A 22,639-nucleotide genomic window follows, 5' to 3' on the forward strand; every position below is an offset into this window, starting at 1 on the left:
ATAAGGAAAACGCCATGCCGTACTTCCCCGGTGTCGAGAAGGTTCGCTTCGAAGGCCCCAGCAGCGACTCTCCCCTCGCCTTTCGCCATTACGACGCCAATAAAATCATCCTCGGCAAACCGATGCGCGAGCACCTGCGCATGGCGGCCTGCTATTGGCACACCTTCGTCTGGCCAGGGGCGGATATGTTTGGCGTGGGCACGTTCAAGCGGCCATGGCAGCGCAGTGGCGACCCGATGGAACTGGCCATCGGCAAGGCGGACGCGGCCTTCGAGTTTTTCTCCAAGCTGGGCATCGACTACTACAGCTTTCACGACACGGATGTCGCCCCCGAAGGCAGGTCGCTCAAGGAATACCGCAATCACTTTGCGCAGATGGTCGACCACCTGGAACGCCATCAGGAACAGACCGGCATCAAACTGCTGTGGGGCACCGCCAACTGCTTCAGCAACCCGCGCTTTGCCGCCGGCGCCGCGAGCAACCCGGACCCGGAGGTGTTTGCCTACGCCGCCGCCCAGGTGTTCAGTGCGATGAACGCGACGCTGCGGCTCAAGGGCGCCAACTATGTGCTGTGGGGCGGTCGTGAAGGTTATGAAACCCTGCTCAACACCGACCTCAAGCGCGAGCGCGAACAGCTCGGGCGCTTTATGCGCATGGTGGTGGAGCACAAACACAAGATCGGCTTCACCGGCGACCTGCTGATCGAGCCCAAGCCCCAGGAGCCGACCAAACACCAATACGATTACGACAGCGCCACGGTGTTTGGCTTCCTGCATGAGTTCGGGCTGGAGCATGAGATCAAGGTGAACATCGAGGCCAACCACGCGACCCTGGCCGGGCACAGTTTTCATCATGAGATCGCCACTGCCGTGTCCCTGGGGATTTTCGGCAGCATTGACGCCAACCGTGGCGACCCGCAGAACGGCTGGGACACCGACCAGTTCCCCAACAGCGTCGAGGAAATGACCCTGGCCACCTATGAAATCCTCAAGGCCGGGGGTTTCAAGAATGGCGGCTACAATTTCGATTCCAAGGTACGCCGCCAGAGCCTTGATGAGGTGGACCTGTTCCACGGACATGTGGCGGCGATGGATGTGTTGGCCCTGGCGCTGGAGCGAGCAGCAGCCATGGTTGAAAACGATCGGTTGCAGCAGTTCAAGGACCAGCGTTACGCCGGCTGGCAACAGCCGCTGGGCCAGGCGGTGCTGGCGGGGGAATTCAGCCTGGAATCCCTGGCCGAGCATGCCTTTGCCCATGAGCTGAACCCGCAGGCGGTGAGTGGTCGGCAGGAGATGCTGGAAGGTATTGTGAATCGCTTTATCTACCGCTGAACGTGTGGCGAGCGGGCTTGTTGTGGTGACCAGGCTTGTTGTGGCGAGCGGGCTTGCCCCGCGTTGGGCTGCGAAGCAGCCCCAGAACCAGGCGCCGCGGTGTGTCAGGTAAAACATGTCGCCGGGAAGGGGCCGCTTCGCGCCCCAACGCGGGGCAAGCCCGCTCACCACAGCAAGCCCGCTCGCCACAACAGAACCGCTCACAACAAAAAACCCGTTTCGCCACTGTCTTTCCAACAACAATAAAAGGACGCACAACCATGAAACGCACCCTCATCGCCACTGCCCTGGCCTTGCTCGCCCTGCCGGTCCTGGCCGACTCAGCCCACCCGAAGATCGGTTTTTCCATCGATGACCTGCGCCTGGAACGCTGGTCCCGCGACCGCGATTACTTCATCGCCGCCGCAGAAAAACTCGACGCCAAGGTCTTCGTGCAATCGGCCGATGCCAACGAGCAAAAACAGATCTCGCAGATCGAAAACCTGATTTCCCGTGGCGTCGATGTGATCGTCATCGTGCCGTTCAACGCCACCGTGCTCACCAACGCCGTCGCCGAAGCCAAGAAAGCCGGGATCAAGGTGGTGTCCTATGACCGCCTGATCCTAAATGCGGACATCGACGCCTACATCTCCTTCGATAACGAAAAAGTCGGCGAAATGCAGGCCAGCGGCGTGCTGCAAGCGGCGCCCAAGGGCAACTACTTCCTGCTCGGCGGCGCGCCCACCGACAACAACGCCAAGGTGCTGCGCGAAGGCCAGATGAAGGTGCTGCAACCGGCCATCGACAAGGGCGATATCAAGGTGGTTGGCCAGCAATGGGTGAAGGAATGGAACCCCACCGAGGCCCTGAGCATCGTGGAGAATGCCCTGACCCGCAATAACAACAAGATCGACGCCATCGTCGCCTCCAACGACGCCACCGCCGGCGGCGCGATCCAGGCCCTGGCCGCGCAGAAACTGGCGGGTAAGGTGCCGATCTCCGGCCAGGACGCCGACCTCGCGGCCATCAAGCGCGTGATCGACGGCACCCAGACCATGACCGTGTACAAGCCGCTCAAGCTGATCGCCACCGAAGCCGCCAAACTCTCGGTGCAACTGGCACGTAACGAGAAACCCACCTACAGCTCGCAGTACGACAATGGCAGCAAACAGGTCGACACCATCCTGCTCACCCCGACCCCGCTGACCAAGGCCAATATCGACCTGTTGGAGAAAGACGGGTTCTACACCAAAGAGCAGATGGCCGGGCAGTAAGCGCCATGGCCGACTACCTACTGCAAATGAACGGCATCGTCAAACGCTTTGGCGGTGTCAACGCGCTGGACGGCATCGATATCAAGGTGCGGCCGGGGGAATGCGTCGGCCTGTGCGGCGAGAACGGCGCCGGTAAATCCACCTTGATGAAGGTGCTGTCGGCGGTGTATCCCCACGGCACCTGGGACGGCGAAATTCTCTGGGACGGGCAGCCGCTCAAGGCCCAGTCGATCAGCGAAACCGAAGCGGCCGGTATCGTGATCATCCACCAGGAACTGACCCTGGTGCCCGACCTGTCGGTGGCCGAAAACATCTTCATGGGTCATGAACTGACCCTGCCGGGCGGGCGCATGAACTACCCGGCGATGTTCCACCGCGCCGAAGCCTTGATGCGCGAGCTCAAGGTGCCGGACATGAACGTGGCGCTGCCGGTGTCGCAGTACGGCGGCGGTTACCAGCAGCTGGTGGAAATCGCCAAGGCCCTGAACAAACAGGCGCGGCTGCTGATTCTCGACGAGCCCTCCTCGGCCCTGACCCGCTCGGAAATCGAGGTGCTGCTGGATATCATCCGCGGTCTCAAGGCCAAGGGCGTGGCCTGCGTGTACATCTCGCACAAGCTCGACGAAGTGGCGGCGGTATGCGACACCGTTGCGGTAATCCGCGACGGCAAGCACATCGCGACCACCGCCATGGCCGACATGGACATTGCGCAGATCATCACCCAAATGGTCGGCCGCGAGATGAGCAACCTCTACCCCACCGAGCCCCATGCGGTAGGCGAGGTGATTTTCGAAGCGCGCAACGTCACCTGCTACGACGTCGACAACCCCAGGCGCAAGCGCGTGGACGATGTGTCCTTTGTGCTCAAGCGCGGGGAAATCCTCGGCATTGCCGGGTTGGTCGGCGCCGGGCGCACGGAACTGGTGTCGGCGCTGTTCGGCGCCTACCCCGGCCGCTACAGCGCCGAGGTGTGGCTGGACGGCCAGGTGATCGACACGCGCACCCCGCTCAAATCGATCCGCGCCGGGCTGTGCATGGTGCCCGAGGACCGCAAGCGCCAGGGCATCATTCCCGACTTCGGCGTGGGCCAGAACATCACCCTGGCGGTGCTCGACACCTACGCCCACCTGACGCGCATCGACGCCGAAGCCGAACTGGGCAGCATCGACCAGCAGATCGCGCGCCTGCACCTCAAGACCGCCAGCCCGTTCCTGCCGATCACCAACCTGTCCGGTGGCAACCAGCAAAAGGCCGTACTGGCAAAAATGCTCATGGCCAAGCCCCGCGTGCTGATCCTCGATGAGCCCACACGCGGGGTGGACGTGGGCGCCAAGTATGAGATCTATAAACTGATGGGCGCGCTGGCGGCCGAGGGGGTGTCGATCATCATGGTCTCCTCGGAACTGGCCGAAGTGCTCGGCGTGTCCAACCGCGTGCTGGTGATCGGCGACAGCCAGTTGCGCGGCGACTTCATCAACGAGGGACTCACCCAGGAACAGGTGCTCGCCGCGGCGCTCAGCCAACACAATAATAATGATCGGAAGACCGCGTAGATGAATCAGCTCAAACAGCTGTTTACCCGCTACAAAATGCTTGCCCTGGTGATCGCCGTCGCGGTGATCTGGCTGTTTTTCAGCTGGCAGACCGAGGGTGGCTTCCTCACGCCGCGCAACCTGTCCAACCTGCTGCGGCAGATGTCGATCACCGGGATCCTGGCGTGCGGCATGGTGCTGGTGATCATCAGTGGCGAGATCGATTTGTCGGTGGGCTCGTTGCTGGGGTTGCTGGGCGGGCTGGCGGCGATTCTGGATGTGGTTTATCACATACCGTTGTTGGCGAATCTGAGTCTGGTTGCCCTGTGCGGCTTGATGATCGGGTTGGCCAATGGGTACATGACGGCCTACCTGCGCATCCCGTCGTTTATCGTCGGCCTGGGTGGGATGCTGGCGTTTCGCGGGATTCTGCTGGGCATCACCGGGGGCACCACCATTGCGCCGGTGTCGCCGTCCTTGGTGTACGTGGGCCAGGGGTATTTGCCCCATTCGGTGGGGATCGGCCTCGGCGTCTTGCTGTTTGCCCTGACCCTGTTCCTCACCTGGAAACAACGGCGCAACCGCGCACTGCATGGCCTGGCTGCACATTCATTGGTGCGTGATGTGCTGCGCGTGGTGGTGATCGGCGCGGTGCTGGCCGGGTTCGTCACCACCCTCAACAGCTACGACGGCATCCCCGTGCCGGTGCTGCTGTTGCTGGTACTGCTCGGTGTATTCAGCTACGTCACCAGCCAGACCGTGTTCGGCCGCCGGGTGTATGCGGTGGGCAGCAATATGGAAGCCACGCGCCTGTCGGGCATTAACGTGCAGGCAGTGAAACTGTGGATCTTCGGCATCATGGGCGTGATGTGCGCGCTCGCCGGGTTGGTCAACACCGCTCGCCTGGCTGCCGGCTCGCCGTCGGCGGGTAACATGGGTGAGCTGGATGCCATCGCCGCGTGTTTTATCGGCGGCACATCGATGCGCGGCGGCTCGGGCACGGTGTATGGCGCGTTGCTCGGGGCGTTGGTGATTACCAGCCTGGATAACGGCATGTCGATGCTGGATGTGGACAGTTACTGGCAGATGATCGTGAAGGGCAGCATTCTGGTGCTGGCGGTTTGGGTGGATGTGAGTACCCGCACAGGTCGGCGCTAGGAACGCAGGATTAATGTGGGAGGTGGCTCGCCCCGATGGCGGTGGATGAGTCAGCTTACCTCTAGCTGACTCATCCACCGCCATCGGGGGCAAGCCTATAGCGATAGAGCACAAGCCATCTGCCAGCCCGCAAATCCAATCAGACACACCCCGCTCGCTCGATTGAGCACACCAAAACCTGAACGTTCAGCAAACAGCTTCTTCATCCCCCCACCCCCTGCTGCATACAACATTTGCCCGAGAAACGAGCCCACTAGAACACCCAGCAAATTCCAGTAGATTCCCTGCCCCTGAAGCTGGGCGCCGCTGGCGATGGCATAGGAAGAAATCGCCGCAATGGTGAACGGGCTAGTCAACGTCAGTAAAAAGACCGGTACAAATCCTGCGGTGCACGTTATCTGCATCGTGCCAGCAGCGTTCTTGAATGTGGTAACACCAAGATAAAGGAGGTAGGCAATCGCTCCCCACGTCAATAGCTGATGATTGTCGACCCAAAATGCTTCGACCACCTTCAAGCCTGTAAAGGCGACAGCTGCAAATACCGCGTCGGCAACTGCCGCCCCCAGGGCTGCGGGCAATGCACTGCGAAAGCCAAAGACGATGGACTGCCTTAGAATGATCAAGGCTATCGGTCCAACGCTTATTGAAAGCAGTGTCGAAAATAGCATTGCACTCAGAAAGTCGTGCATTTACCTCACAATCTCTCTGAACATTTTTTTCTTTGCCCGACAGTGCGGACACTGAAAATTGTCGTCTAGCTCGCCCCACCTTGTTCCTGCCTCAACGTCGACTAGAAGCTCACCCAATGCCTCGGAATAAACGTAGTGACAGATCTGACACTCATAAGACTTATACATGTAGACAATCTCCAGAATTCAAAGACTCTGCGGGTCGGCAAGGCGACGATTAAGTGCCGAAAACATATGTTCAAAACCGTCCATGAATGCCATCGCACCGCGCATGGCTTGTGGAGCGATACCTGGGTTTTTCTCCAAGTATGAAATTACGATCTCCCGCCCGGTCGCTACGTGCATGGGTTCGACTTCGCAGTGGATAGCGAAGAACGCCAAGACCGGGTCTTCCTCATCCACCAAGCCATACTCACGGGCGTATTTTTTAAACCCTTCAAGAAAGTACTGAAACTCTCTGGACGAGGTCATTTCCGAAGCCAAATGAAAACCCAACGCTTCGCCCAAAAACTCGGAGCGGTACATCCTATGCGTGTTATTCCCCATCGCAGTACCCTCTGGGAGTACGTTAGACGGATTAAACAGATCAGCATCGGAAAGCCCCAGATGAGTCGTCAGTTGTTTAAACATCTGATGATGGGCAGGCAGCATATGTTTACTATGCTGGTGCAGACCATACTCATCAACCGAAGCATAAAGAATATGCGCAGCCTTGGCTGTGCCATTCCACATATCCTCCTTGATCCATTCATCCGTAACACGTGCAGCCAACGCAACGATTCCCGCAGGCACGTCTTTAAAAAAAGCCCAAAGGGTGCCAAAAAACAAGGCCATCCCCTGATGCGTCAGAGGACGAGCAGAGATAATCTCGCCGAATTTTTCAAGTTCCCTAAGCGCGGCATGCCGGACAATTGCATTAGCCACCTCGTTGTAACCGGCCTCGCACACTCTATAAATCTCATTCTTAGAGAGCCTTTCATTTGATCTGTTTTTTACTGAATTTTGAGCATCCATCATTTTCATCCTTGTTTTTATAAAAAAAATGATTTCACACCTTTTAAAGCAAGCGATTAAGTTATTTATCCACACATAAATTTGTCAAGCCAAAACACCTCATGATTTTGTATCACACATCTTAAACGCTCACTGTAGAGCGTTCCTGCACGATAAAAAAAACCGCCAGCAAACCAGCAACTAAGTCCTACCGATAATACTGTAGGCTGCGTTTGTAAGACGAATACCATCCGAAGGAAATTCCCATCACCAATTAAACCATCCATTAGTTTATTTATTCATCAATTAAACATGCTCGCACTGACACACCCTGCTCTACACCGCCAGCTTGCTCGACAGTGCTTCGGCCACCGAACTGGATTGCGGTTAAAAAAGTGGGAGGAGGCAAGCCCCCTCCCACTTTTGCATCGGTTTACGCCAGATGATCAGGCTGACGATTGCACGGCAGTCACTGGCTCAACACCACATCGCGCATCGCCGGGATGTAGCCATAGTCATAAGCCTCCTGCACAAACGAACGATCGCCCTTCAACACAATCCTGACCGTCGGCGCTTCGGTGCCGCCGATACGGTAGTCATCGCCCGTGGTGGGCACGCTGTCGATAAACGACGTCACCAGGCCGTTGGGCATCACGCAGTGGGAGTATGTCTGGAAGGGCTGCGAAGGCGGATTGCCGAGCACCAGGCCGGACGCATTCATCGGTGTGTAAGGGCCGAGCAGCCGGTCGCTGACGAAACCATACACGCCATCCGGGCCCGTCACGCCGTCCGCGTAGGTGAACTTGTGACTGATGGTGAACAGGTAGTATTTGTTGTCCTGGAACACATAGTGCGGCCGTTCGGTCTGGTCGTTCACACCAACGGCGGTCACCAGCGGTGGCAAAATCTCCCACTCGTCACCGTTGAGGTCTTTGGCCACCGCAATGCCGATGCAGCCGACCTGATAACGCGCACCGCCGACATCTTCATGCCCAGGCGGCACCAGGCCTATTTCATTCAGGCCTACTTCGTGCGTCCCGCGCTCGCCGGCAACGTTGCCTTCGAACACCATGTACAACCTGCCATCTTTTGGATCGATAAAGGGGCTGGGATCGCGAAAGTTCCAAGTCGAATTTTGCGCTTCGGTTTGGTAATAGATACCGTCGGCATCAAACAACGATTTGACCTGATCAAAGCCCCGCAGGGTCACGCCGGTATCCGAGGTGACCACCTGGCCCCTGACTTTGGCAATGGTGGCGCCCGGTGTGACGCAGGTGTAATACAGGTCGATATCACCGTTGTTATTCAGCAGGATCGGTGTGCCCGCCCATTCACGCGTGGTCGGCGAAACCCCTTCGGCCATGACACGACCGCCGAAGATCCAGTCCTTACCGGTGCGCGAGTACCAGTAGCAGATACGCGCATGACCATGGCGGTCTTCCCAGTCGCGCTTGATGTCGTAACGGCCATCGGCGTTGATGAATTGTGGATCATGGGGGCGACGATCAGCCGTCAGGGTGAAGATCACTGACCAGCCATTGACCGATACCACCGTGCCATCCAGTTCACGCAAGGGCATGGTGTCCCAGATAAAGACCGTGTCACTCATGACAGGAAAGTCAGGACTCACTAACGGCTGTGTCGTCGTCGGGTCATTCTCATTAACTTTCAGCGCATCGGCCCTTGTCCAGCGAGTGGGTGTGTGATTCGCATGTTTCATGATGATGTCCTTTTGCTGACGCTTAAGTGACAAGCGAAGATTAAATAGCACATGACAGCCAGCAACTTAATGGTGCCTGAAAGAGCAAGGGATAGTTGGCTCCGCAAGTGCGAAACAAGGTTTAACATGGAAGCCTGCCTGTCGCAACATGAAGAATTATTTAGATTAGAAAGGCCATCACTGTATTTATATCCTTGATATAAATACAGTGGCACCCGCATTAAGTGATCACTAAGTAGAAAGCTAGCTAATCAACTACCAAAGACCAGTGCAACCGACTGGGCGCCGGCATTTTTCTGGGTAAAATCCTTGGCTTGTGCGGCGGTCTTCAAGGTATAGCCATAGTTGGATGAGGCCGTCCACTGCGCCTTGGGCGACTTCTGATTAGTGATCGGCGGCACACTGTTGATATCGGTGAAGGTCCCGTTGCCCTTGTCATCCAACATGCCTTTATTCTGGCTGCCTTCGCCAAAGTAATTACTTTCAGAAAGGATATTGGCATTTTGTGCCAGGGTAAAACCGAGGTGAAAGTTATTGATGTAGTTGTTGTACACATGAAAATAACCGTAACGCATCAAGCCAGGTGCACGCACTTCCATATTGTCGAAGCGGTTATGGCACAGCGTCAGGTGCGGATAACCATTGAACGCGGCATTATTATCATCCGCCGGGTGACCGAAGATCAGACCATACTTATGGCTGCCAAAGAAGCAGTTGCTGATGGTGGCATAATCGGCCTTTTCCCCGATATACAGTAGTTTATCTTCGCTACCGTCCGTGGTGGACCAGCTGTGCCCGACGAAAGAGCAATGGTCGATCCAATACTTGCTGCCGTAGTTCAAGTAGACCTGGATATCGTCATTGGCCTTGATACTTGCCGAATGCTTGAAGATAAGATTCTGCAGAATGATATTCTGCGACTGCGCCGTTGCACGCAGGTGAATATTCTCCAGGGTACGGTTCTGGAACGAGCCAATCAGTGTCTTGTTGGCGCCCATGTTGACTTTGGTCAGGCTCGACGCCGAGATATTACTGTTGATCACCAGTACGCGTGGGGTGGTGTCGCCGATATTGGCCTTGAGTTGATCGAGCGTGGTGATACTGACCACAGGGCCGGACCAGCCACCTGTCACTTTTGCCGCCTGGGCGAAACCGATCAGACCGGTGAGTTTGCTTTCTGGGTAGGACATGAGTTCCCTCTCTATCAATAAAAATGGCTCGGTAAAACGAGCCTGTGCATCAAGTTAATCCGTTAACTTGCACACAGTGTTTGGCATGGCTGAGGTTGCTGGGGTTTGGTTGGTCAGCGCTAAACACTGTGTTTATGTACAGTATTCGGCATTACCTTGGCCGTCAACCCTCATGTTGAAAAACAACCCAGCCACCTCTCGCATTTGGCCTGCTACGCCTGATCATCCTCATCACATTTGTTAACCGTATTTTTGACGTTTTTTTCTCATTCCCAGCTCTACATTCGCCGCGCCCCAACATGCAAATGATTCCTATTGGTCTACCCTCAACCGACCTCTCGCGAATTTCCCGTGCAGTCATAAAAACCCGGAGCGCTCACCGCATGACCACTCGCCTTCCTTCGTTCGTCAAACAAGCCCTGCTCGCCACGGCCCTGGTCAGTGCCGGGCATGTGTATGCCGCCAGCGAGCCGGTCGGCATCGTGGTGTACAACGCCCAGCATGAAAGCCTGACCAAGGCGTGGGTCGAAGGCTTCACCCAGGAAACCGGGATTCCGGTAACCATCCGCAACGGCGACGACACCGAGATGGGCAACCAGCTCGTGCAGGAAGGCGCGGCCTCGCCGGCGGATGTATTCCTCACTGAAAACTCCCCGGCCATGGTGCTGGTGGACAACGCGGGCCTGTTCGCCCCGGTCGCGCCGACCACGCGTGAACAGGTGGACGCCGCCTACCGCCCGGCCCATGGCAAATGGGTGGGCATTGCTGCGCGCTCCACGGTGTTCGTGTACAACCCGAGCAAATTGAAAGAAGGCGACCTGCCCAAATCCCTGCTGGACCTGGCTTCGCCCAGCTGGAAAGGCCGCTGGGCCGCGTCACCGGCCGGTGCCGACTTCCAGGCCATCGTCGCCGCCGTGCTCGAACTCAAGGGCGAAGCCGCAACCCTTGACTGGCTCAAGGCAATGAAGGCCAACGCGAGCATCTACCGGGGCAACAGCGCGGTGCTCAAGGCCGTCAACGCCGGCCAGGTCGACAGCGGTGTGATCTATCACTACTACAGCTTCGTCGACCAATCCAAGACCGGCGAAAACAGCAAAAATACCCAACTGCACTACTTCAAGCATCAGGACCCGGGCGCGTTTGTGAGCATCTCCGGCGCCGGTGTCTTGGCCTCCAGCAAGCATCAGGAACAGGCCCAGGCCTTCTTGAAGTGGATCACCGGCAAAGACGGCCAGGCCATCCTCAAGGACGGTAACTCGTTTGAATACGCGGTCGGCGAGAACGCTCAATCCAACCCCAAGCTGACCCCGCTGGCACAACTGGATGCCCCCAAGGTCGACGCGTCCAAGCTCAACAGCAAGAAGGCCGTCGAGTTGATGACCCAGGCCGGACTGCTCTGATTGCTGCCTGAATCGTCGATTCCCGGCATCGCCCACGCGCCGCCACGCAAACGCCCCCACAGCCTGTTCAAAAGCCGTGGGGGCACCTGGGTCACCGGTTTGTCGGTGCTGGTTTCGTTGTTGGCGCTGTTGCCGATCGCGTTTGTAATCGGCGTGTCGTGGCAAATCGGCTGGGCGCAGATCGAAGCGCTGGTCTGGCGCCCGCGCGTCGGCGAGTTGCTGACCAACACCGTGCTGCTGGTGCTGTTCACCTTGCCGTTGTGCATCGTGTTGGGCATCGCGCTCGCCTGGTTGACCGAGCGCACCGACCTGCCCGGCCGCCGCGCCTGGTCGTTGCTGGCGGTCGCGCCGCTGGCGGTGCCGGCGTTTGTGCACAGTTACGCGTGGGTCAGCCTGGTGCCGTCGATCCATGGTTTGCCCGCTGGCGTGCTGGTGTCGGTGATTGCCTATTTCCCCTTTCTGTACCTGCCGGTGGCGGCGACGCTGCGCCGGCTGGATCCAGCGATTGAAGACGTGGCCGAATCGCTGGGCCTCAAGCCTTGGGCGGTGTTCTGGCGCGTGGTGTTGCCCCAGCTGCGCCTGGCGATCTGCGGCGGAGCGCTGTTGGTGGGCCTGCATCTGCTGGCCGAATATGGCCTGTACGCGATGATCCGCTTCGACACCTTCACCACGGCGATTTTCGACCAGTTCAAATCCACCTTTAACGGCCCGGCGGCGAATATGCTCGCGGCCGTGTTGGCCCTATGTTGCCTGGCGATGCTCACCGTTGAAGCCTCGGCACGCGGCCATGCGCGTTATGCGCGGGTCGGGTCTGGCAGTGCCCGCGAACAACGCATCGTGCGGCTGAGCCCCGCAACCACCCTGCTCGCCCTCGGCTTGCAAGCCGCGACCTGTGCCTTGGCCCTCGGCGTGCCGCTGGTCACCCTGGGCAAATGGCTGATCGCCGGTGGCCGCGAGGTCTGGCAGTTCAGCGAGTTGCTGCCGGCACTGGAGCAAACCGTGCTGTTGGGTATTGCCGGTGCGGTGTTGACCACCTGCGCAGCAGTGCCGATAGCCTGGCTGTCGATTCGTGCGCCGGGTCGCCTGCAACGCATCCTGGAAAGCTGCAACTACATCACCAGTTCGTTGCCCGGCATTGTCGTGGCGTTGGCACTGGTCACGGTGACTATCCACTTCGCCCGGCCGATCTACCAGACCACGATCACCGTGCTGCTCGCCTACCTGCTGATGTTCCTGCCACGGGCGCTGGTCAGCCTGCGCGCCGGTATCGCCCAGGCGCCGGTGGAGCTGGAAAACATGGCGCGCAGCCTTGGCCGCTCGCCGGGCCGCGCCCTGTGGCTGATTACGATGCGCCTGGCGGCTCCGGCTGCCGCAGCGGGCGCGGCGCTGGTGTTCCTGGCGATCACCAACGAGCTGACCGCCACCCTGCTGCTCGCCCCCAACGGCACGCGCACCCTGGCCACCGGCTTCTGGGCGATGACCAGCGAGATCGACTACGCCGCAGCAGCACCTTACGCGTTGATCATGATCCTGCTCTCACTGCCGTTGACCGGCCTCCTTTACCACCAATCCAAACGCACGGCAGGCCGATGAACGCCCTCGAACTCCACGCCCTCTGCAAGACCTTCGGCACCCAGCGCGCCCTGGCCGACGTCAGCCTGGCAGTGCCCAACGGCAGCCGCACGGTGATCGTCGGACCATCCGGCTCGGGCAAGACCACCTTGCTGCGCATGATTGCCGGCTTTGAATTCCCCGACAGCGGCAGCCTGACCCTCAACGGCCAGGTGCTGGTGGACGCCACTCACGCCGTGCCCGCGCACCAGCGCCAGATCGGTTATGTGCCGCAGGACGGCGCGCTGTTCCCGCACATGACCGTGGCCGACAATATCGGCTTTGGCCTTGCCGCCAGACACGCCACGCGGCACGAACGCATCGCCGAGCTGATGGACAGCGTGTCCCTCGACGCCAACATGGCCCAACGTTGGCCCCACGAACTGTCCGGCGGCCAGCAGCAACGAGTGGCGCTGGCGCGGGCGTTGGCGCAACAGCCGCGGCTGGTGCTGCTGGATGAACCGTTTTCGGCACTGGACACCGGCCTGCGCTCGGCCATGCGCAAGATGGTCGCGCGGCTGCTGAGCGATGCGGGCATCACCACCATTCTTGTGACCCACGATCAAAGTGAGGCGCTGTCGTTCGCCGACCAGTTGGCGGTGATGCGCCAGGGCCGCCTGGTGCAATCGGGGCATCCGATGGACCTGTACCAGTACCCCGTGGACGAACAGACCGCGTTGTTTCTCGGCGAAGCCGTGATCATGCCCGCGCACATCGAGGGCGGCTGGGCCCATTGCGCGTTGGGGCGTGTGTCGGTCGACAGCCAGGTCAATCACGGTGCTGCACGCATCATGCTGCGCCCGGAGCAACTGCACCTGAGCACCACCGACCCATCCGGTTGCCGTGGTGTGGTCACCGAGCGCGAATTCGGTGGCAACACCTGCACCCTGACCGTGGCCTTGCAACCGGATGAGGGTGTGCCCGGCCAAGCGATCCTGGTGCGCAGTTCGGGCCTGCATGCGCCAAACATGGGCAGCGTGGTGCACCTCACCACGGTGGGTTTGGCCCATGTGCTGTAAAAAAGCAGCGGCCCTCAGTCCCAGCTAAGTTTCGCGGTTTACCTTCTCTCCTGCGCCCACCGCCGCGCCATCAAGGAGAGGTAACCCGATGAATGCCACAGCAGCCCGTTGGCTGAACAAAGTACCCGAGGTGACGCTGTCATTCTGGGTGATCAAAATCCTGTCCACCACCGTGGGCGAAACCGGCGCGGACTACCTCGCCGTCGACGCCGGCTTCGGCGCCGGCTGGACCAGTATCGGCATGGCCGCGCTACTGGCGGTGGCATTGTTCTGCCAGATGCGCACCAAGGCCTACACGCCTTGGATCTACTGGCTGACCGTGGTGCTGGTGAGCATCGTCGGCACGCAGATCACCGATATCCTTACCGACAAACTCGACGTAAGCCTGTACACCAGCACGGCGATTTTCTCAGTATTGCTCGCCCTCAACTTCATTGTCTGGTTCCGTACCGAACGCAGCCTGTCGATCCGCGACATCGTCACCCCTCGGCGTGAAGGGTTCTACTGGACCACGGTGCTCTGCACCTTTGCCCTCGGCACTGCCGCCGGCGACCTGGCCACCGAAGCCCTGGGCCTGGGCTTCACCCTCGGCGCGGTGATCTTCGCCGGTTTGATCGCCGTGGCCCTGGTGGCCTGGCGCCTGGGGGTCAACAGTGTGCTGACCTTCTGGATCGCCTACATCCTCACCCGCCCGTTTGGCGCCTCCCTCGGCGACCTGCTCACCCAAGCCAAGACCTACGGCGGCCTGGGTATGGGCGCCAGTTGGACCAGCGCGCTGTTCCTCTGCGTCATTGTCCTGCTGGTCGCCGTAGCGCAACTGAGCGTCGGCAACCGCAAAGCCATCACCTCATGAACAACCCACTCAAGGAAACCCTCATGCGCCCTGTTCAACACCTGATCCGCCGCGTCGCCATTGTTTCTGCGATCTTCATGCTGGGCATCGCCACCGGCTGCTCCAAACCCGCCGATAAGCCCAAGGACACCACCCGTGCCGCCGCCAGCCAACACCAGGCGTCGAAACTGGGCGACCTGTCCGAGTTCCGCAACATCGCGGTGGACGTATCGGCCCTCGTCGCCAAGAACGACCTGCCCGCGGCCAAAGCCCGCATTAAGGACCTGGAAACCAGCTGGGACTCCGCTGAAGCCGGAATCAAGCCCCGCGCCGCCAGTGACTGGCATGTGCTGGATAAAGCCATCGACCGCGCACTGGAGGCGTTGCGCGCAGGCAGCCCGAACCAGGCCGACTGCAAGGCCGCGATGGATGACCTGCTCAAGGCCTTCGATACGATGAAGGGCTGATGCCGGACAAATGTCTGCCCAGATGCTTCAATACAGACGCGGCGATGATCTCGCCGCGTTTTTTTCGGAGAGGGATATGCGGATACTGCTGGTCGAAGACGACCCCATGATTGGCGATGCGATCCAGCGCGCCCTCAGCGACGCCAGCTACGCCGCCGACTGGGTCAAGAACGGCCTCACCGCCCTGGCCGCCCTCGACACCCACCCCTACGACCTGGTGCTGTTGGACCTCGGCCTGCCCGGCAAGGACGGCCTGCAAGTGCTGGAGATCATCCGTGCGCGCAACAACGCGGTGCCGCTGCTGATCATCACTGCCCGCGACAGCCTCGATGACCGCCTGCGTGGCCTCGATGGCGGTGCCGACGACTACTTGCTCAAACCTTTCGACATGCCCGAACTGCTCGCCCGCATGCGCGCCGTACTGCGCCGCAAAGGCGGCAGCGCGTCGTCGTTGCTCGGTAACGGCGTGGTGTCGCTGGACCTGCTCTCCAAAGAAGCCAGCACCGAGGAACTGCGTGGCGTGGCCCTGTCCAGTCGTGAATTTGCGCTGTTGCAAGCCTTGCTGATCCGCCCGGGAGCAATCCTGTCACGCAGCGAACTGGAAGACCGCCTGTATGGCTGGGGCAATGAGGTTGAAAGCAACGCCATCGAGTTCCTGATTCACGCCTTGCGGCGCAAGTTGGGCAGTCACGTGATCAAGAACGTCAGGGGCATGGGATGGATGGTTTCAAAAAACGTTTGAGCGAGTCGGTGCAGCTGCGCCTGTCGGTGACGCTGTCCCTGGCGATTCTGTTGGTGGCGTTGCTGGCCAGCGTGTTTGCGTTTGTCTCGGCCTTTGACGAAGCCCACGAACAACAGGACGCCACCTTGCGCCAGGTGGCCATGCTGTTCGACCGCCAACAGATGACGCTGCACTACCCTCAGGGCAAGGCGATTGACGGCGATGATGAAGAATCGCGGGTGATCATCCAGCACCTGGGCGATGGCAACCAGGCGACAGGCAGCAGTGACGAGGCGTTGCCCCTGCCGTTCCCCACCACGCTCGCCGATGGCCTCGCCACGGTGCAAGTGGCCGGCGAAGCCTTTCGGGTGCTGGTGCACACCACCTCAAAGGGCGAGCGCATCGCCGTGGCCCAGGAACAGGATGCCCGCGACAAGGATGCCCGCGAGAGCGCCTGGCGCAGCCTGCTGCCGTTCCTGATCCTGTTCCCCGTGCTGTTGCTGGTGGTGGGCGACCTGGTGCGCAAACTGTTTCGCCCCATCGGCGTACTGGCCGCCGAGATTGACCAGCGCGACGAACAGGCGCTGCACCCGATTGACGAGCAGCATCTGCCCACGGAAGTGCGCCCGTTCGTGGTCGCCATCAATCGCCTGCTGGCCCGCGTCGGCCAGTCCATGGACAGCCAGCGCCGCTTTGTCGCCGACGCCGCCCATGAGCTGCGCTCACCGATGACTGCCCTGTCGCTGCAAGCCGAACGCCTGGCCGCCACGGACTTGTCAGCGGTCAGCCGCGAGCGGTTCTTGCCACTGTCCCGAGGCATTGAGCGCGGGCGCAAACTCATCGATCAACTGTTGGCACTGGCGGCGGCGCAATCGCCATCAACGCGGGTGCAAACGCCGCTGTCGGTGCATGGCCTCTATCGACAGGTGCTGGAAGATTTACTGCCCTTGGCAGAGCGCAAGCAGATCGATATCGGCGTCGAAAGCACCGAGGATGTGCAGGTGCGGTTCAACGAACTGGACCTGTTCACCCTGGTCAAGAACCTGCTGGACAACGCCATCCGCTACACCCCGCAAGGCGGGCGTATCGATCTGTCGGTGAAGGGGATTGAAGGTGGCGTGCTGCTGCAAGTCAAAGACAGCGGCCCCGGCATCGCCGAGGAGGAACAGCTGCGGGTGTTCGACCCGTTCTATCGCAGCCTCGGCTCGGAAGAAGCCGGCTCCGGCTTGGGTTTGTCGATCGTCAAGGCGATCAGCGAGCGCACCGGTTGCCGCGTGCAGCTGGGATTCAGCGATACGCTGACGCAACAAGGGTTGTGCGTCAGCGTGTGGATCGCTCAATGAGGGACGGGTTGGCGCTTACTTCGACACCGGCATCGCAAACTCCGCACCCTGCTCGATGCTTTCCGACCAACGCTGCATGATCGATTTCTGTTTGGTGTAGAAGCGCACACCCTCGGTGCCATAGGCATGCATGTCGCCGAACAGGCTTTTCTTCCAGCCGCCAAAGCCGTGCCAGGCCATCGGCACGGGGATCGGCACGTTGATGCCGACCATGCCCACTTCAATGCGCCGCGCGAATTCGCGGGCGATGTTGCCGTCGCGGGTAAAGCAGCTGACACCGTTGCCGAACTCGTGATCGTTGACCAGCTTGATCGCCTCGGCAAAGTCATTCACGCGCACGCAGGCCAGTACCGGGCCGAAGATTTCTTCGCGGTAGATGCTCATTTCCTGGGTGACGTGGTCGAACAGGGTCGCGCCGAGCCAGAAGCCGTTTTCCAGGCCTGCCTCAGTGGGCACGTAGTCGCGCCCGTCGAGCAGCAGTTGCGCACCGGCCTGTACGCCTTGTTCGATGTAGCCGCTGATGCGTTCCAGGGCGGCACGGGACACAATCGGGCCCATCTCGGCCTTGAGGTCGCGGCCGTCGGTGATGCGCAGGTGCTTGGCGCGTTCGGTCAGCGCCGCGATGACTTTGTCACCCACATCGCCCACCAGCACTGCCACGGAGATGGCCATGCAGCGCTCGCCGGCACTGCCGTAGGCGGCGCCCATCAAGGCGTCGACGGTTTTTTCGATATCGGCGTCGGGCATCACCACCATGTGGTTTTTCGCGCCGCCCAGGCCTTGCACGCGCTTGCCGTTGCGCGCACCGGTTTCGTAGATGTATTGGGCAATCGGCGTGGAGCCGACAAAGCTCACGGCCTTGACATCCGGGTGTTCGATCAGCGCGTCCACCGATTCCTTGTCGCCCTGCACCACGTTGAACACGCCTTTGGGCAGACCGGCTTCACGCAACAGTTCGGCCATGAACAGCGAGGCGCTCGGGTCGGTGGGGCTTGGCTTGAGGATGAAGGTGTTGCCCGCCGCGATGGCGATCGGGTACATCCACATCGGCACCATCACCGGGAAGTTGAACGGCGTCACGCCCGCCACCACGCCCAGCGGCTGGCGCATCGTCCAGTTGTCCATGCCACGGGACACCTGGTCGGAATGCTCACCCTTGAGCAGGTTGGGGATGCCGCAGGCGAACTCCAAAATGTCGATGCCACGGTCGACTTCGCCCTGGGCGTCGGTGAAGACCTTGCCGTGTTCGGCGACGATGATGCGCGCCAGGTCGTCTTTGCGTTCGCGCAGCAGGTGCAGGTATTCGAACAGCACGCGGGCGCGGCGGATCGGCGGGGTGTCGGCCCAACCGGCGAACGCGGCCTGGGCAGCGGCGACGGCTTCGGACACGGTCTGGCGATTGGCCAGGGCGACGCGCCCGGTCTTTTCGCCGGTGGCCGGGTTGTAGACGTCCTGATAGCGATCGTCGCGGGACACGCGCTGGTCGTTGATGTAGTGCTCGATGGTCGTGGTCATGGCAGTGGATCCCAGGTGGATAGCGTTGGGAACCACGATAGGCTTTCGGTTTGTTCCAAACCAGGGCAGAATCCAGAACTTATTGTCCACATTAGCGAACAATGCACCCATGGAAAAATCCGAGATTGAAGGGCTTTGGACCCATATCCACTGGCTGTCGGTGCTGGAGGAACAAGGCACCTACACCGCCGCCGCCGCACGCCTGGGCGTGAGCAAGTCGGCGGTGAGCCAGCGTATTTCCGACCTGGAAAAAGCCACCGGCACGCGGCTGGTCACCCGCACCACGCGCAGCGTCAGGCTGACCGACGCGGGGCTGTCGTTGACCCGTGAAGTGCGCAGCGCGTATGAGCAGATCGCCCGCAGCTTCTCCTCGGTACGCGACTCGGTCGGCGAGATTCGCGGGCTGGTACGGCTGACCGCGCCAGTGGCGTTCGCCCGTCAGCAATTGGTGCCGCACCTGTCGGAATTCCTGCAACAGTACCCGCAGGTGCGCATTCAACTGGACGTGTCCGACGCCCTGAGTTCACTGGCCGCCGAAGGCTACGACCTGGCCGTGCGTCACGGCTTCCAGGTGCCGGAAACCCACGTGGCCTGGAAGCTGTGCGACACCGGCTCGGTGCTGGTGGCTACCCGGGAATACCTGCAACGCCACGGCGAACCGCGCGAACCCAATGACCTCTGCGCCCATAACTGCCTGTTCTACCCACGCGGCACCGACCAGCCCGCCTGGACCTTCGAGCGCGGCAGCAAAAACGTCGAGCGTGTGACCGTGCCCATCGCCGGCAGCTTCGCCACCAACAACAGCGAAGCACTGCGCGATGCGGCCCTCAACCACCTGGGCATCGCCCTGCTCCCCGACTTCAGCGCCCACGCCACGTTGGCCAGCGGCAAGCTGGTGCAGGTACTCAAGGGCTGGACGCTCAAGGGCGCGTTTGCCGATGAGATCTATTTGATACGACCGTATTCGCCCCATGTGCCGAAGGCGGTGAGTGCGTTGGTGGGGTTTCTGAAAACTGAATTGTCGGGTGGGTTTCGCTTTACGGGGTGATCTTTTACGCTTGCCCAAAGAAACTAAAAGTCCATAATGGACAAATTAGTTTACTTGCGGAGATCCCCATGTCCAGCACACCCCATATGATCCACCAGGCCCAGGCCCGCGAATTGCTCGGAAAAGTCGATGTGCCGCAGATCCTGCGCAAGCTGTTCCAGGACCTGGCGGCGGGGCAAGCCGTGCAGCCGGCGCAGCAGCTGGTGGCGTTTCCACACGCCGCCGGCGACTTTATCAACTACCTGGGCGTGCTGGCCGAGGATGGGGTGTACGGGGTCAAGACCTCGCCCTATATCGTGCGTGAGCAAGGCCCGTTGGTGACCGCGTGGACCTTGTTGATGTCGATGCAGACCGGCCAACCCCTGCTGCTGTGTGATGCCGCCGAACTGACCACGGCCCGCACTGCGGCAACCACAGCGCTGGCCGTGGAGGCATTGGCGCCCTTATCAGCAAGGCGCCTGGCGATCATTGGCAGCGGCAAGGTGGCGCAGGCGCATGTGCACTACGTCAAACAACTGCGTGACTGGCAGCACATCAGCCTGTTTTCGCCGAGCCTGGCCAACGCCAGCGCCGAGGCTATCACCCAACTCAAGAGCCTGGACCCACGGGTGGTCATCGCCGACAGCTGCGATGCGGCCGTGGCCGACGCCGATGTGATCCTGCTGTGTACCTCGTCGGCCGGACCGGTGCTCGACCCCGCCCGCTTGAGCAAACCGGCGCTGATCACCTCGATCAGCACCAATGCGCCGCGTGCCCACGAAGTGCCGCCGCACAGCCTCAACGCGATGCAGGTATTCTGCGACTATCGCCAGACCACCCCGGGCGCGGCAGGTGACATGCTGATCGCCGCCGAACAGCACGGGTGGGACCCACGTGCCATCGTGGGAGACCTGCCCGAACTGCTCAGCGAATGGGTGCAACCTCCGACCTACGACCGTCATGTATTCTTCCGCTCCATCGGCCTGGGCCTGGAAGACATCGCCCTGGCCAATGCCCTCTGGAGACAGCTATGAACCACGCAGATTTCATCATCATTGGCGGCGGTATCGCCGGCGCCTCCACCGGCTTCTGGTTGTCGCAGCACGGCAAGGTGCTCGTGCTGGAGCGCGAAAGCCACCCGGCCTATCACTCCACCGGGCGTTCGGCGGCACTGTTCAGCGCCGCCTATGGCACCCCGCAGGTGCGGGCGCTGACCCTGGCCAGCCGGGCGTTTTTCGACAACCCGCCGCCGGGTTTCTGCGAACACCCGTTGCTCACGCCACGGGGCGAAATGACCGTGGACTTCATCGGTGATGCAGCCGAGCTGAACACCCAATACCAGAGTGCCAAGGCCACCGTGGCCCAGGTCGAGCTGCTCAGCGCCGACCAGGCCTGCGCGAAGTTGCCGATCCTGCGCCGCGAAAAAGTTCACGCTGCGCTGTATGACCCCACCGCCAGTGACATCGACACCGACGCCCTGCACCAGGGCTACCTGCGCGGTATCCGTCGCAACGGTGGCGAGGTGCGTACCGACAGCCACGTGCTCGGCTTGAGCCGCGACGGCGACGGCATCTGGCTGGTACAAACCCAGGACGCCTCCTACACCGCGCCGATCATCATCAACGCCGCCGGCGCCTGGGCCGATCACATCGGCGGGCTCGCCGGGGCCGCGTCCATCGGCTTGCAGCCCAAGCGGCGCTCGGCGTTCATCTTCGCCGGCCCCGACGGCGTCGACAGTCATCACTGGCCGATGCTGGTGGCGCTGGACGAATCCTTCTACATGAAACCCGACGCCGGCATGTTCCTTGGCTCACCGGCCAACGCCGACCCGGTCGCCCCCCAGGACATTCAGCCTGAAGAACTGGACATCGCCATGGGCATCTACCAGATCGAAGAAGCCACGACCCTGACCATCCGCCGCCCGACCCGCACCTGGGCCGGTCTGCGCAGCTTTGTGCACGACGGTGATTTGCTCGCGGGTTTTGATTCCGTGGTACCAGGCCTGTTTTGGGTAGCGGCACAGGGCGGTTATGGCATCCAGACCTCACCGGCCATGGGCCAGGCCAGCGCCGCACTGGTGCGCGGCGCAGCGCTGCCGGAGGCGCTGACACGCTTCGGCCTCGACGCTGGTATGCTCTCCCCTGCCCGCCTGGAGCCCCATTGATGAACACCGCTGAACAAGACACCGTCATGCAGAACTTCCGCGCAATGGCCGACGCCATCGCCACGCTGTTCTTCCCCCACGCCGAAGCGGTGCTGCATGACCTGCGCTCGCAAAAAGTCGATTACATCGCCAACAACCTGTCCAAGCGCAGCATCGGCGATGACTCGGCGCTGGAGGACATGCTCGACGCCGACGTCAGCGAGGTGAATATCGGCCCGTACGAAAAGCTCAACTGGGACGGTCAGAAAATCCGCAGTCTGAGTACCGTGCTGCACGACCACCAAGGCCGACGCCTGGCGGTGCTGTGCATCAACCTGAATATTTCACTGTTTGAAAACGCCAAGGCGGCGCTGGACCTGTTCCTGTCGCCGAGCAAGCTGATCCCGCAGCCGGACGCGTTGTTTCGTGATGACTGGCAGGAACGCATCAACACGTTTTTGCATGCGTGGTTGCGCGAGCGGCAGTTGAGCCTGAATTTGCTGACGCGCGACCACAAGCGTGAGCTGGTGCTGGCGTTGCATGCCGAAGGCGCGTTCAAGGGCAAGAGCGCGTCGAACTATGTGGCCAATGTGCTGGGCATGGGGCGGGCGACGGTCTACAAGCATTTGAAAGAATTAAAAACCTGATCGAACACTGTAAATCAAATGTGGGAGGGGGCTTGCCCCCGATGGCGC

General features: G+C 60.7%; 21 protein-coding genes. 15 read left to right on the top strand and 6 right to left on the bottom strand.

All coding sequences use genetic code 11. The annotated features are described in order from the left end of the window. Positions 1–14 precede the first annotated feature (14 nt). The 4 genes from xylA to NL123_RS19490 all read left to right on the top strand — a co-directional run bounded on the left by xylA (position 15) and on the right by NL123_RS19490 (position 5,274). Positions 15–1,331 (top strand): xylose isomerase, encoded by a 1,317-nt coding sequence (gene xylA, locus NL123_RS19475; protein ID WP_494356122.1) that lies wholly within the window; start codon positions 15–17, stop codon positions 1,329–1,331. A gap of 260 nt (positions 1,332–1,591) precedes the next feature. Further along, positions 1,592–2,584, top strand: a complete 993-nt coding sequence (gene xylF / locus NL123_RS19480; RefSeq protein WP_248487723.1) for a D-xylose ABC transporter substrate-binding protein — start codon at positions 1,592–1,594, stop codon at positions 2,582–2,584. Positions 2,585–2,589: 5 nt separating this feature from the next. Beyond that, complete coding sequence (gene xylG / locus NL123_RS19485) at positions 2,590–4,137, top strand: D-xylose ABC transporter ATP-binding protein (protein ID WP_494356123.1); 1,548 nt, start codon at positions 2,590–2,592, stop codon at positions 4,135–4,137. Further along, positions 4,138–5,274 (top strand): sugar ABC transporter permease, encoded by a 1,137-nt coding sequence (locus NL123_RS19490; protein ID WP_494356124.1) that lies wholly within the window; start codon positions 4,138–4,140, stop codon positions 5,272–5,274. A gap of 95 nt (positions 5,275–5,369) precedes the next feature. On the opposite strand, the gene NL123_RS19495 is transcribed toward NL123_RS19490, so the two are convergent. The 5 genes from NL123_RS19495 to NL123_RS19515 form a co-directional block, all read right to left on the bottom strand. After that, the gene (locus tag NL123_RS19495; RefSeq protein ID WP_092246078.1) at positions 5,370–5,963 is read right to left on the bottom strand and encodes a LysE family translocator; all 594 of its coding nucleotides are present in this window, start codon (positions 5,961–5,963) and stop codon (positions 5,370–5,372) included. Further along, positions 5,964–6,131, bottom strand: coding sequence for a rubredoxin (locus tag NL123_RS19500; protein WP_081049337.1), 168 nt, complete (start codon positions 6,129–6,131; stop codon positions 5,964–5,966). It lies immediately after the preceding gene. A gap of 18 nt (positions 6,132–6,149) precedes the next feature. Beyond that, positions 6,150–6,977 (bottom strand): iron-containing redox enzyme family protein, encoded by an 828-nt coding sequence (locus NL123_RS19505; protein ID WP_494356125.1) that lies wholly within the window; start codon positions 6,975–6,977, stop codon positions 6,150–6,152. Positions 6,978–7,425: 448 nt separating this feature from the next. Beyond that, positions 7,426–8,676 carry a glycoside hydrolase family 68 protein gene (locus tag NL123_RS19510; protein WP_494356126.1) on the bottom strand — a complete coding sequence of 417 codons (1,251 nt, stop codon included), beginning with the start codon at positions 8,674–8,676 and terminating at the stop codon, positions 7,426–7,428. 251 nt (positions 8,677–8,927) lie between these two features. Further along, the gene (locus NL123_RS19515; protein WP_058427038.1) at positions 8,928–9,866 is read right to left on the bottom strand and encodes a pectate lyase family protein; all 939 of its coding nucleotides are present in this window, start codon (positions 9,864–9,866) and stop codon (positions 8,928–8,930) included. Positions 9,867–10,249: 383 nt separating this feature from the next. Between NL123_RS19515 and NL123_RS19520 the strand changes: the two genes are divergently transcribed. The 7 genes from NL123_RS19520 (at position 10,250) to NL123_RS19550 (ending at position 17,259) form a co-directional block, all read left to right on the top strand. Next, on the top strand, positions 10,250–11,266 hold the full coding sequence (locus NL123_RS19520; RefSeq protein ID WP_058427039.1) for an iron ABC transporter substrate-binding protein: 1,017 nt from the start codon (positions 10,250–10,252) through the stop codon (positions 11,264–11,266). Between the two features lie 3 nt (positions 11,267–11,269). Continuing rightward, positions 11,270–12,859: an ABC transporter permease gene (locus NL123_RS19525; protein WP_494358328.1), complete on the top strand. Its 1,590-nt coding sequence runs from the start codon at positions 11,270–11,272 to the stop codon at positions 12,857–12,859. Next, positions 12,856–13,896: an ABC transporter ATP-binding protein gene (locus NL123_RS19530; RefSeq protein ID WP_494356127.1), complete on the top strand. Its 1,041-nt coding sequence runs from the start codon at positions 12,856–12,858 to the stop codon at positions 13,894–13,896. The genes NL123_RS19525 and NL123_RS19530 overlap by 4 nt, the downstream gene beginning before the upstream one ends. Before the next feature lie 88 nt (positions 13,897–13,984). Further along, a complete protein-coding gene (locus NL123_RS19535; RefSeq protein WP_494356128.1) occupies positions 13,985–14,749 on the top strand; it encodes a COG4705 family protein in 765 nt (254 codons plus the stop codon). A 23-nt stretch (positions 14,750–14,772) separates the two neighbouring features. Continuing rightward, the gene (locus NL123_RS19540) at positions 14,773–15,195 is read left to right on the top strand and encodes a hypothetical protein (protein ID WP_494356129.1); all 423 of its coding nucleotides are present in this window, start codon (positions 14,773–14,775) and stop codon (positions 15,193–15,195) included. Positions 15,196–15,271: 76 nt separating this feature from the next. Then, entirely contained in the window at positions 15,272–15,937 is a 666-nt protein-coding gene (locus NL123_RS19545; RefSeq protein ID WP_071494928.1) for a response regulator transcription factor, read from the top strand. Continuing rightward, positions 15,913–17,259: an ATP-binding protein gene (locus NL123_RS19550; RefSeq protein WP_494356130.1), complete on the top strand. Its 1,347-nt coding sequence runs from the start codon at positions 15,913–15,915 to the stop codon at positions 17,257–17,259. Before NL123_RS19545 ends, NL123_RS19550 begins: the two co-directional genes overlap by 25 nt. A gap of 15 nt (positions 17,260–17,274) precedes the next feature. Here NL123_RS19550 and NL123_RS19555 read toward each other — a convergent pair whose 3' ends face one another. After that, positions 17,275–18,774, bottom strand: coding sequence for a CoA-acylating methylmalonate-semialdehyde dehydrogenase (locus tag NL123_RS19555; protein ID WP_494356131.1), 1,500 nt, complete (start codon positions 18,772–18,774; stop codon positions 17,275–17,277). Positions 18,775–18,883: 109 nt separating this feature from the next. Here NL123_RS19555 and NL123_RS19560 point away from each other — a divergent pair, with 109 nt between their 5' ends. From NL123_RS19560 to NL123_RS19575, 4 genes are all read left to right on the top strand, one after another. Further along, positions 18,884–19,822 carry a LysR family transcriptional regulator gene (locus NL123_RS19560; protein WP_494356132.1) on the top strand — a complete coding sequence of 313 codons (939 nt, stop codon included), beginning with the start codon at positions 18,884–18,886 and terminating at the stop codon, positions 19,820–19,822. A gap of 68 nt (positions 19,823–19,890) precedes the next feature. Continuing rightward, complete coding sequence (locus NL123_RS19565) at positions 19,891–20,835, top strand: ornithine cyclodeaminase family protein (protein WP_494356133.1); 945 nt, start codon at positions 19,891–19,893, stop codon at positions 20,833–20,835. Further along, entirely contained in the window at positions 20,832–21,965 is a 1,134-nt protein-coding gene (locus NL123_RS19570; RefSeq protein ID WP_494356134.1) for an NAD(P)/FAD-dependent oxidoreductase, read from the top strand. Before NL123_RS19565 ends, NL123_RS19570 begins: the two co-directional genes overlap by 4 nt. After that, entirely contained in the window at positions 21,965–22,591 is a 627-nt protein-coding gene (locus NL123_RS19575; RefSeq protein ID WP_179029027.1) for a helix-turn-helix transcriptional regulator, read from the top strand. The genes NL123_RS19570 and NL123_RS19575 overlap by 1 nt, the downstream gene beginning before the upstream one ends. Positions 22,592–22,639: the final 48 nt, after the last annotated feature.

It is taken from the genome of Pseudomonas sp. FBCC-B1565 (assembly GCF_059133265.1).